The following is an 11,800-nucleotide window of genomic DNA, read 5'->3' on the forward strand; positions in this document are numbered from 1 at the left end:
TAAACCAGAGCGGATTTTTACCCCAAGTAACAAATTCATTATGTCAAACAATCGCAAATCATGAAGTAAATGCTTGCAAAATTGTTTCTAGTTTCATACCACGTGATCCTTTTAATAATACAATGGATTTCTCTGTTGCCTGTTGCAGCTTTGCAATGATAGGCGCAAAATCAGCCTTATCGTATAGTAAATGGTCAGCGTCGAAACGTTCTTTCAACACCTCATACAAGAAAGCCATACGCGGACCGTACAAGCACACATAATCAATTTCACTTTCATGAATTGCTAATGATAACTCTTCATGGAAGCTTTTTTCATTATCCCCTAGTTCGAGCATATCACCTAAGACCAGCCACTTTTCAGGGCGAATAGTTGTTGTGGCTATAAACTGAATCGCCGCCTTTACCGACGTAGGTGCAGCATTGTAAGCATCATTAATAAATAATGCACCTTGATTTCCTTGTACTTGCTGCATACGCATATCCGTTAACGTTACGTCTTTTAAAGATGTACGAATTTGCTCATCAGTTAAACCTAGTTTTTGCGCGATAAGCATGGCAATTAAAGTGTTTTTCACCTGATGCTTCCCAAGAACAGAAATAAAGAAATCACCTTCAATAGCACCATGTGTTGTAAAACTACTACCACTTGCAGTTGCTTCAATATTTTCAGCATATAACAAATCGCCTGGTTCTAAACCAAACGCCTGTGCATTTAAATGTTGTTCTTTTGCAACAAGCTCATTTAATAATGGCTCATCACCATCATAAAAGAGCACACCGTCCTCTTGCATACCTTGTATAATTTCAAACTTCGCCTTTGCAATACCGGCACGCGAGCCTAAGTCTTGCATATGTGCCTCACCAATATTGGTAATTACTGTTATATGAGGACGGGCTAACTTTGTTAAAAACTCAATTTCCCCAAATCCACTCATGCCCATTTCAAGTACAGCAACTTCTGTATCCTCTTGGAGCTGTAAAATCGTAATCGGTAAGCCTAGTTGATTATTAAAATTACCAATTGTTTTTTGTACTTTAAAAAACGGTGCTAGTGTGCCTGCTAAAATATCCTTTGTGGATGTTTTACCATTCGATCCTGTAATACCAATAAAGGTCGCCTTATGCTCGTTACGATAAGCACGTGCCATTTGCTGTAACGCCAACTCTGAATCATCCACAAATAGTAAAGGAACATTCTTTGGCGGGTTTGGTTCATCTTTTTGCCAAAGCGAAGCACCCGCTCCTTTTTCAAAAGCTTGTTGTACAAACTTATGACCATTTGCCTGTTCACCGCGGAATGGCACAAATAAATCCCCTTGGCAGATTGTTCTTGTATCAATCGATATACCAGATACAATCGTGTCTCCGAAAGCTGGCACTTCATCATTTAACCATGCTGCTAATTCCTTTAATGTCTTTTTCACAATAATCCCACTCAGTCTTTTTTATAGTGAAGCTGTTGTTTTTCTTCAGAACGCTCAAGTGCTAGTGCAATCAGTCGATTAATAAGCTCTGGGTAACTTACGTTTGTATGTTGCCAAAGAAGCGGATACATACTAACAGGTGTAAAACCTGGCATTGTATTTACTTCGTTAATATAAATGGCATGATCTGCCGTGACAAAGAAATCCGCGCGTACTAAACCACTTCCATCTAAAATTTTAAACGCACTTTTTGCGTACTCTTTTAAGCTTGTCACAACTTCTGTAGGTAGTTCAGCAGGAATAATCAATGCTGTTGAACCATCCTTATATTTTGAATCATAATCATAGAACGCTGTCATAGGCTTAATTTCACCTGGCACAGATACTTCTGGAAAATCATTGCCCAGTACAGCTAATTCAATTTCACGTGCTACAATGCCTTGCTCTACCACAATTTTACGGTCGAATTGCAATGCTACCTCAATTGCTTGAATTAGTTCCTCACGGTTCGATGCTTTACTAATACCAACACTTGAGCCTAAATTTGCTGGCTTTACAAACATCGGCCAAGACAATTTCTGTTCACAACGCGTTAAAATAGCATCTTGCTCTTTCTTCCATTCACTACGAATGAAGTACGTATATGGCACTTGTGGTAAGCCAGCAATTTCAAACAATTGTTTCATAATCACTTTATCCATACCTGCAGATGATGCCAACACACCATTACCGACATACGGAAGATTCAACACTTCCAGTAAACCCTGCACAGTTCCATCTTCTCCGTTTGTTCCATGCAGTAAAGGGAAAATAACATCAAATTGGACCGCTGCCCCGCTTTTATCAATTAAAAACGCTGTAATATTATTTTCTAAAATAATGGCATCATCACCAAATTGCAATTCTTCAATGGAATTTGCGGGTTTTTCTAAACGCTCGCCACGTCGCCATTCCCCATCTGGTGTAATGTAAATCGGATATATCTCATACTCCTCGAAATTCAAAGCTCCAGTGACTGCACACGCCGTCGACAATGACACCTCATGCTCCGCTGACTTTCCGCCGTATAATAAACCGATTCTTTTTTTCATTTTTTGTGCCCTCCACATACTTCTTGAGTATTATTAGTTTATCACGAAACGGCTTGACAAATGACATAAAAATCTCACCGTAATTTGGACGGTGAGATTTGAGTGCCTTATTCATTCAAGTTGGTCACCCAAGTAAAATGACTGACTATCACTTTCTTGAGTTCCATTCCTATTTAGCTGGTGAAATACCTGCTAAATAACGTTAAATAATATGAATCAATTCATCGTGCTCGTTTTTCAAAATTGTATTTAAATCATCCCAGACCTCATCTGGAAAGGAATAATCTGATAAGTTACGTATTTCTATACCATATGCTGCTTTCGGCTTCTCAATGCGGTACAGCGACAATAATGCACCCTCTTTAGCAAAGGAGCGATAAGCACGCAAAAATTCCGGCGTAAGAGAAGGAATACTCGATTTTACTTTACGGCGCCAAAAACCTGTGCTTCGTTCTTTCTCTCGTATTAACGTATTAAACACATTAGCGACAAGCAAATCCGAATCACTTAAATGGCGAAAATAAATTTTCGTCATTTTCTCTACATCCGAAGAACAATAAACAAACCGATTTTGCAATTTATTAAAAAATGGCGAAGTAATCGGTTCTTTTTTATGGCTTATGTAAAGCAGTTCTCCCTGTTCCATCGGTGTCAGCTGATCTAGCCTCTTTTCATCCATAAAATCTACCCAACACAATTCTTTCGACTCCGTAGCTTTCTTTACAAAACGAGGAACTTCCTCATCTGGTATATAATCAAACTGTGTATGCATATTAAATGATCCATCTTCATAGGAATGCTTTAGTAATAGTAAGTGATGCAGTGGATCTAAAGCAGCCACAAATTGCGAGAATTTAAGCCCGCTAAATATAACAAATTTATCGACATCATTCATATGAACATATATATGATACATAAAATCTTCAGCTGACTTTAATTTCTTAGCCACATCCATCACCCCATTCTTCACTTTATTATAAAACTAAACATCATTTTTTGAAACATTTTATGCTATTTGTCGTCACAACAATATACTCAGGCGTAAAATTGTTTTTTGCGTTATAATGTTAATGTTCGACATGCGTCTGTGCGCAGATTTTAAACTATTTTATTTTAGGTGGCTTTTATGGAAAATAAACGAAATTTCGTGAACCGTTTTGACTGGACGCTCGCTTTTATACTTTTCACTTTTCTTGTCATTAGTTTATTAGCAATTGCATCCGCTCAAACTTCCGGACAATACGGTATTAATTACGTACCTTTGCAATTAAGATGGTATGTAATTGGTGCATTTATTATCGGTGTCATTATGTTTTTCGAGCCTGATCAATATAAAAAAATGGCTTGGTATATGTACGGAGCTGGAATTGCTCTTTTAGTTTTGCTTATTTTCATGCCGGAAGGTAAAGGTCAAATTGGTGAGCCAGTGAATGGTGCTAAAAGCTGGTTCCATACACCACTTGGTAATATCCAGCCCTCCGAATTTATGAAAACTTTTTACATCTTAGCGCTTGCACGCCTTATTAGTAAACATCATGAAGTCTACTCTTTAAGATCCATTAAATCTGACTTCATTTTACTAGGTAAAATCGCTATAACGTTGATTATACCACTTGGTATTATTATGAAACAGCCTGACCTTGGTTCAGCACTTGTTTTCTTTGCGATTACTGCTGCACTTGTTATCGTAGCAGGTATTTCTTGGAAAATTTTATTACCTACTTTTTTAGGTGGCGCTGTCGTCGGAGGAAGCCTCCTATGGATGGCACTTTACATGCAGGAATTTTTAGAAAAAACATTTGGCTTTAAAGCGTACCAGTTTGCCAGAATATACTCTTGGCTAGATCCATATTCGTATTCATCGAGTGATGGATACCATTTGATTACTTCCTTAAACGCAATTGGTTCTGGTGAAATCTTCGGTAAGGGCTTCCGTGGTCGTGAAGTGTACGTAGCCGAAAATCATACGGACTTCATCTTCACCGTTATCGGCGAGGAATGGGGGTTTATTGGTGCAAGTATAGTAATCTGTATTTTCTTTTTGCTAATCTATCATTTAACAAAAACTACATTATTATTGAAAGACCCTTTTTCAACTTATGTTTGTGCAGGTATTATTGCGATGATTACGTTCCATGTGTTCGAGAATATCGGGATGACAATTCAGCTCCTACCGATTACAGGTATTCCACTTCCATTCATCAGTTATGGAGGGAGTTCTTTAATGGGGAATGCACTGGCCATCGGGCTAGTCTTTAGCATGCGTTTCCACTATCGTACTTACATGTTTACAACGTATGATGAAGAGGATTAAAAAGTTTGAATACTAAATAAAAAAGAATGGATAGTCTCTCTATTTTCGAAAGAGAACTATCCATTCTTTTTTGTAAAATGAGTTAAGCTTGAACTTGCGGAGTTTGCGTTGGTGGTGTCAGCACTTTTAAAAGTTCAAGTCGAGACTTCGTTACAGTAGCCGTCACACCCAACTTCGATAAATTCGAAACAATCTTTTTCAAATCTACTTCCTTCGTCATACATTCCACCTCAATCTTTTCTCGATTTTATATAACGTTTTATTTCCAAAAAAGTTTCATTTTTTCTAAGTGTTAGATGTCAGACAAGTTTATCTGTATCTATCATACCATTTAACTCGCCTTTAATATTTTTCAATTTTGTTACAATGTAAATTATGTTTAAAGGTCACTTTTTTAGGCAAACAAAATACACTATAGAATAAAATTCGATAAATACATTATTAGCCCATCAAATCCATTCTATTCGTCGTTCTTCATTATTTTTTGACCAGCCAGCAGGAACAATCTTCTACTAAAAGAGGGAATGAAAGAAGGAATAAATATAGTGGATGAACCGTTACGCAAAATCATAACTTAACACAGACTAAATCAATCCTTATCTTCGTTTCAAACGCTTCCCCTACCGTTCCCTTGTAATAGCAAGAACAAGAGAGGTAGAATATACATACTGAAATATTGTAAGAAAGCAGGAAATTAAATGATAAAACCAATTTTACTCTTAATGTCAGTGCAATTTCTCGTCTACCTAGGCTTTGGAATTATTATTCCTGTCCTACCAGAGGTCATCGTCCAACACGATTGGCAAAACATCCATGTAGGCGGTTTACTGACAGTGTATTCTCTTGCAAGTTTTTTTACCGCACCACTTTGGGGAAAGCTTTCTGATAAAGTTGGTCGTAAGCAACTCATTTTAACGGGATTGGTAGGATTCAGTCTTAGTTTCATTATTTTTTCAATGTTCATTGATCATTTAACAATGTTATACGTATCACGTATCGTGGGTGGCTTATTCTCAGGTGCATTGTATACAGCTGTAACAGGCTTTATCGGTGACATGTCGAGCGAGGAAGATCGTAATAAGTACATGGGTTTTATGGGCATGTCCATTGGTCTAGGTTTTATCTTCGGTCCTGCAATTGGCGGCATGTTAGGTCATTATAGCTTGCAATTACCATTTATCGCATCAGCAGCTTTAATCGCGCTATTATTTATTTATGCAACTTTCGTCTTAAAAGAACCAGAAAAACGAAAAGATATAACAAAAAGAGCAATTGTCCCAAAAGGTGTTGGCAAAATGCTGCAATATCGTGTTCGTTATTTATTTATGTTCTCGTTCTTAGTGACTTTTATGCTCGCAGGAGTAGAAGCAACATTCCAACTTTTTCAAATTGATCGTATACAAATAACACCTTTGCAAATCGGTTATTTATTTATGTTTAGTGGCTTTGTAGATGCAGCCATACAAGGTGGCGTAGTTCGTCGCATTAAAAATGGCACAGAAACATCTTGGCTCATTGGAGCTCAAATCATTACAGCAATCGGTATGCTTTTATTTACTTTAACAGGCAATCTATTGATGGCAGGTTTTGCACTTTGTATCTTTACAGCCGGAAATGCCCTTGCAAGAACATGTGTCGTGTCATTATCCTCCAAAGAATCTGGCGGCCAATATGGGACAGCAGCAGGGCTTTCCTACTCAATGGATAATTTAGGGCGTATTCTCGGGCCTCTATTTTTCACATGGTTATTTACCGTGCAATCTAATCTTGGCTACTATATTGCTGCAGCTATCGCAATTATCTCGATTATTTTGATCTTTATTTATAAGGCTTCAAATAAAACTTTAAGACTTGAATAATTTTCGCACTATATGTCGTAACTAATAGCAACAAATGTATTTGTTAAACTTATATGACATCCATGTTTGAAAGCGTAAACTCGGAGGATACTGCATGAATAAAACAATAAATTTTTCTCTTCCAAGAGAGCTCGAACCATTACGTTCTGAAATTGAAGATTCGTTACTGTCTGTGATTACTATATCGCTATGTAAACGCTCAACTACAATAACAGAGAGTAAATTTGCCGGTGAACCTTATTTACCCTATTATCAAACAGTTCCAAAGGACATTACTGGTGAAACGATGCGTTTATTAGCTCAAATAAATTTTGCAGAAATACCGACAATACAAAATTTTCCTACACAAGGTATTTTACAATTTTTTATTTCATCTAATATTTTTACCAATGCGGCACATTATAAGGAAGACATTTTTCAACAGTTCTATAAGGTACGATTTTACCCAACATTAGAAACAAAAACAGCCATGCCAACGCAAGAAAAACCTTCTGTGACGTCAGATGATTGGTTTCCTATTAAAGAAGAGTTATCGCTACAATTCCACTTCACACAGGAACCTGTCTCGGCTTTAGATTATCGAGCTGTACACTATTTACCGAGTCTAATATGTACACCAAATCATGATGTTAATTTGCACGAAATTTACTTACAGCATTTTTTAGGAGCTGGCGCTAAAATAGGCGGATACGCATATTTTTTAGAGGAAGACATTCGGCACGAATCTCATCTGCTACAGAGATATGATGTACTTTTACTACAAATTGATTCCAATGACGAGTTCGGTATTATGTGGGCGGATAGTGGCGTAGGGAAGTTCTTTATCAATCGTGATAAACTTCTTCAACAAGATTTTAGCGATATACTATTTCAATGGGAACATTATGTATAACCTAGCCGATTCCCCTCTTTCTTTTTAAAATGAATAGATAACTAGCAGGCCCCAGCACTAATTTTTTGTGGTGGGGCTTGTCTGATTTTAATCATCGGTTCTAGCTGTACCCTTAAATCAAAAAATCAAAGGGATTGCCTCTACTTTTGATGGTATTTTTTTGTGATAATAACAAATCACTTACTGTCCTTTCTTTCCACCTGTGAAGTAAGCTATACTAGATATAATGTGAAATATAGTAAAGGGGTGCAGGAATGAGCATTTTTACAGATGTAGAATATCTAGTACCTTTAATTTTATTCGTAAATATCTTATCTGCGATGACAATTATATTTTTAGAGCGTAAAGATGCTAGTTCTACATGGGCATGGATTCTTGTCCTATTTTTCTTGCCATTAGCTGGATTTATTTTATATTTACTACTTGGCAGACAACTGCGCAGGAAACATTTGTTTCGTTGGGAAGGGCGCAAAGACATTGGGATTGATAATCTGATTAGCTATCAAATAGACACCATACGAGATAATACGTTCGAGTTTCGTATTGAAAATGCCGAAAATTATAAAGAAATGATTTATATGCATTTAAAAACAAATAATGCGGTATTAACCCAAGACAATCACCTTGCTATTTTTGACGATGGTGCAGACAAATTTGAACAGCTATTAAAAGATATCGAAGCAGCTAAAGATCATATCCATATTCAATATTACATCTTCCGCTTAGATAATTTAGGTACACGTCTTATTGACACAATGATTAAAAAGGCAAAACAAGGAGTCAAAGTAAGGCTCTTATATGATGAAATGGGCTCTCGTAATGTAAAAAGAAGACATTTTAAGAAACTCCTTGAAGCGGGCGGCGAAGTGGAAGTATTTTTCCCTTCCATATTCCCACTTCTTAACCCACGTCTCAACTTTAGAAATCACCGTAAAATTGTAGTAATTGACGGTCGTATTGGGTATATCGGGGGCTTTAATGTAGGAGATGAATACCTTGGCCTTCAAAAGAAATTTGGCTATTGGAGAGATACGCATTTACGTATTGAGGGAAGCGCTGTCCACCCACTGCAAACACGCTTTTTATTAGATTGGAATCAAGCGTGCGCACAGCAAAAGATGGGTTATTCTGATCGTTACTTCCCTGCTATCCCGAAAAAAGGTGATGTCGGTTTACAAATCGTTTCGAGTGGACCTGACTCTGATTGGGAACAAATAAAAATCGGCTATTTAAAGCTGATTAATATGGCCAAGAGATATATTTATATTCAAACCCCTTATTTTATTCCTGATATTAGTTTTTTAGACGCCATAAAAATTGCTACATTATCAGGCATTGACGTACGTATTATGATTCCTAATAAGCCGGACCATATGTTTGTTTATTGGGCAACATACTCTTACGTAGGCCAATTATTACGTGCAGGGGCAAAGGTTTATATTTATGAAAAAGGATTTATTCATGCTAAAGCTATTATTATTGACGATGAAGCATCTACAGTAGGAACAGCAAATATCGATGTCCGAAGTTTTAGTCTAAACTTCGAAGTCAATGCCTTCATCTACGATTCCAAAATTTCCCACCAATTAGCTGAGCTATTTGAAAAGGACATTTTAGACAGCACAGAATTAACTTGGGAAATGTATCAAAACCGTTCAAGCATGATAAAATTCAAAGAATCCATCTCACGCTTATTAACACCAATATTGTAATAATCCCTTTATTAATTGGGTACAAAAGAAAAAGTGTTAGATTGATTGCAGTCAATCTAACACTTTTTGCTATGGTTCGCTACAGTGACTACTTCCCTGTTACACTCTGTAACGTTGCGTGCGTTTTGAGCTAGAGACATCGCCTTTTTATTACTAACGCTCGCTTGAGGTTATGTCTCCAAGCTCTTTTTTTATTGTGCACCTAAATACTCTTCTAACGTACTATTCTGTTTTTTAATTTTCTTAGCAATGTCGATTCCAACATAACGATAATGCCAAGATTCATACATGTAACCTGTTAAATGCTCCTTATTTTGAGGGAACCGTAAAATGAAACCATATTCTGCAGCATGCTCGAATAACCATTTTCCTGCAGGTGTTTCACCAAACTCCTCCGTCAGCCATAAATCTTCTTTGCCAACTTCACCAATATCAAACGCTAAGCCTGTTTGGTGCTCAGAAAAGCCTGGACGTGCACTATAGCGGTCTGCAGCAGCCTGACCATCGCGCTTAACATAATTATTGTATAATGTTGTTTGATATTCATAAGAACGATATCCACTAAAAGCGACTAAGTTAAAGCCCTGCTGTTTAGCTTCTGCTATCATCTTATTTAACGCTTGACGTGCCTCTGGATTTTCACCAGGTGCAAATGTGGATGGTAGTGGATATTTTTTATTAGCTAGTAAAATACCATCAATATAAGTAGGCTCTGTCGGCATTGCTTGATTTGGGTAATAGCCGTTTTCGTCTGGCTGTTCTTGTGGTTCAGTTACATTTTCAGGTGTTTTTGGTTGCTCTTTTGTAGGATTGTCTTTTTTGCCTTGTTCTGCTACTGGTTGATTTTCATCTGACGCTACATTGACTTGATTATTCTTATATTTAATTACTATAAAAATAGATACGATCAGTGCCGCTGAAATAATAGCGCCAATAATAAGTGGTAGACGATTTTTTTTCATTTTTTTGCCCCTTTTGTGTAGATGCAGGGTTGCTAAACAAAACGAGATTTCAAAATCAGGTCGTTGCAATGGGAGTTTGAGCAACCCTAAGACCTTTAATCAATTACACCTCGGCGGAATGGCGTCAAGATTTTTTTCAAAACGACTCGAAAGGCTTTTTCTACATCTTTGACAGCCGCCAAGTATTTAACTTGTTTCAGCAAGGTTTGCCCTCACCGTTTGCGAGTACATACATGGCACTTATTGTATTGGAAAGGCTTCTGCCAAAGCAAGTTAATACACTATATTTTGATAGTTTTATTTTATCACTGTTCACATTTTTAAGTGTAGCTTTTCCCCATTATTCTGTAAAAATAATAATAAGCACCGCGATTGAAGCAATAGAGAAAAAGATTGCCATATACTTCATCCATTTCGCCTCTTTAACATATCCTTGTTCCTTAAAACTCTTCGCTCTAAAGCCGTTTGACAAGGCAAACATTATAGTCATTGCTAGCACCGCTAAATTAAAATGCCCGATAATAATGCATACAATGGCCGCAATACTAAATACTGCAACTAAAATTGAAGATATCCATTTTATATTCATGCTGTTTTCCTCCTAAAAAAAATCGAGGCTACAACGCGCCTCGACATTAATTCATTTATGATTCTGCTTTTTCGGGATGCTCCGAATAGTATTTTCGACCAATATACGTTTGAAGAATTAGTAATGCACCACTGACAGACCAGTAAAGAGGTAGTGCTGCCATAGAAGACATAGAAATAAAGACAATCATAATTGGCGAAATGTAAATAAACATCTTCATTTGCTTTTTTTGTTGCTCTGGTACAGTCCATAAAGAAACTCGTGCTTGTACCAAATAAACAATCCCCGCAATTATTGTCATCACAATGTCTGGTGAACCTAAGCTAAACCATAAGAACATATGTGATTTCACATCGGCAGAATATAAAATTGAGAAGTAAAGACCCATAATGATTGGCATTTGAATTAACATTGGTAAACAGCCCATATTTAAAGGATTAACACCATGTTTTTGGTACAACGCCATCATCTCTTGCTGATATTGCATTTGTTCTTCTTTTGTCTTTGCTTCCTTCATTTTTTTCTGAACGGCTTCCATTTCAGGTTTGAAGGCATCCATTTTCGTTTTCATCAATTGTTGCTGACGATAGTTTTTCAACATAATCGGCATTAAGACTAAACGGATAAGAACCGTGATAGCGATGATTGCTAAACCATAGCTACCTGAAAAAATATCATTTCCGAAAAACTCCAGTAAAAATTCCATAGGTTTTACAAAAACACTATAGAAAAAGCCTTCTTTGTTCTCAACTGCTTTACAGCCACTTAATACAAAAACAACAAGCCCAAGCATTGATAAAAGCTTCAAATTTTTCATTTTTCCACCTACTATTATTTTTCAACTAATGTGAAGTATACCTTATTAAGACTACCTTTATCAAATAGCAAGCGCTACTTATCAAATACGCTTAGGCGTTAAAGGAAGCGTGACACAATGGTAGTTTGTTCACATAAA

At 36.8% G+C, this 11,800-nt stretch carries 11 protein-coding genes; 4 read left to right on the forward strand and 7 right to left on the reverse strand.

What is annotated here, in order from left to right; genetic code table 11:
* Positions 1 to 58: 58 nt before the first annotated feature.
* From murF to MKY08_RS20070, 3 genes are all read right to left on the reverse strand, one after another.
* Positions 59 to 1,426: a UDP-N-acetylmuramoyl-tripeptide--D-alanyl-D-alanine ligase gene (gene murF, locus MKY08_RS20060; protein ID WP_069508974.1), complete on the reverse strand. Its 1,368-nt coding sequence runs from the start codon at positions 1,424 to 1,426 to the stop codon at positions 59 to 61.
* Positions 1,427 to 1,437: 11 nt separating this feature from the next.
* A complete protein-coding gene (locus MKY08_RS20065; protein ID WP_069508971.1) occupies positions 1,438 to 2,517 on the reverse strand; it encodes a D-alanine--D-alanine ligase in 1,080 nt (359 codons plus the stop codon).
* 202 nt (positions 2,518 to 2,719) lie between these two features.
* Positions 2,720 to 3,472 carry a hypothetical protein gene (locus tag MKY08_RS20070; RefSeq protein ID WP_081327861.1) on the reverse strand — a complete coding sequence of 251 codons (753 nt, stop codon included), beginning with the start codon at positions 3,470 to 3,472 and terminating at the stop codon, positions 2,720 to 2,722.
* Positions 3,473 to 3,643: 171 nt separating this feature from the next.
* On the opposite strand from MKY08_RS20070, the gene MKY08_RS20075 reads away from it, so the two are divergent.
* Positions 3,644 to 4,831 (forward strand): FtsW/RodA/SpoVE family cell cycle protein, encoded by a 1,188-nt coding sequence (locus tag MKY08_RS20075; protein WP_069508965.1) that lies wholly within the window; start codon positions 3,644 to 3,646, stop codon positions 4,829 to 4,831.
* A gap of 82 nt (positions 4,832 to 4,913) precedes the next feature.
* On the opposite strand, the gene MKY08_RS20080 is transcribed toward MKY08_RS20075, so the two are convergent.
* Positions 4,914 to 5,051, reverse strand: a complete 138-nt coding sequence (locus tag MKY08_RS20080; protein WP_004232019.1) for an Lmo0850 family protein — start codon at positions 5,049 to 5,051, stop codon at positions 4,914 to 4,916.
* Positions 5,052 to 5,529: 478 nt separating this feature from the next.
* Between MKY08_RS20080 and MKY08_RS20085 the strand changes: the two genes are divergently transcribed.
* The 3 genes from MKY08_RS20085 (at position 5,530) to cls (ending at position 9,294) form a co-directional block, all read left to right on the forward strand.
* Entirely contained in the window at positions 5,530 to 6,690 is a 1,161-nt protein-coding gene (locus MKY08_RS20085) for an MFS transporter (RefSeq protein WP_069508962.1), read from the forward strand.
* A gap of 94 nt (positions 6,691 to 6,784) precedes the next feature.
* Entirely contained in the window at positions 6,785 to 7,582 is a 798-nt protein-coding gene (locus MKY08_RS20090; protein WP_069508960.1) for a YwqG family protein, read from the forward strand.
* Between the two features lie 254 nt (positions 7,583 to 7,836).
* Positions 7,837 to 9,294 carry a cardiolipin synthase gene (gene cls, locus MKY08_RS20095; RefSeq protein WP_069508957.1) on the forward strand — a complete coding sequence of 486 codons (1,458 nt, stop codon included), beginning with the start codon at positions 7,837 to 7,839 and terminating at the stop codon, positions 9,292 to 9,294.
* Positions 9,295 to 9,485: 191 nt separating this feature from the next.
* Here the strand turns inward: cls and MKY08_RS20100 are convergent, their stop codons facing one another.
* The 3 genes from MKY08_RS20100 to yidC all read right to left on the reverse strand — a co-directional run bounded on the left by MKY08_RS20100 (position 9,486) and on the right by yidC (position 11,662).
* Positions 9,486 to 10,256, reverse strand: a complete 771-nt coding sequence (locus tag MKY08_RS20100) for a M15 family metallopeptidase (protein WP_069508954.1) — start codon at positions 10,254 to 10,256, stop codon at positions 9,486 to 9,488.
* Positions 10,257 to 10,596: 340 nt separating this feature from the next.
* A complete protein-coding gene (locus tag MKY08_RS20105) occupies positions 10,597 to 10,845 on the reverse strand; it encodes a hypothetical protein (RefSeq protein ID WP_069508951.1) in 249 nt (82 codons plus the stop codon).
* A gap of 55 nt (positions 10,846 to 10,900) precedes the next feature.
* A complete protein-coding gene (yidC, locus tag MKY08_RS20110; RefSeq protein ID WP_025220710.1) occupies positions 10,901 to 11,662 on the reverse strand; it encodes a membrane protein insertase YidC in 762 nt (253 codons plus the stop codon).
* Between the last annotated feature and the right edge of the window lie 138 nt (positions 11,663 to 11,800).

It is taken from the genome of Lysinibacillus sp. FSL M8-0337 (assembly GCF_038593855.1).
Classification (GTDB): domain Bacteria; phylum Bacillota; class Bacilli; order Bacillales_A; family Planococcaceae; genus Lysinibacillus; species Lysinibacillus sphaericus_D.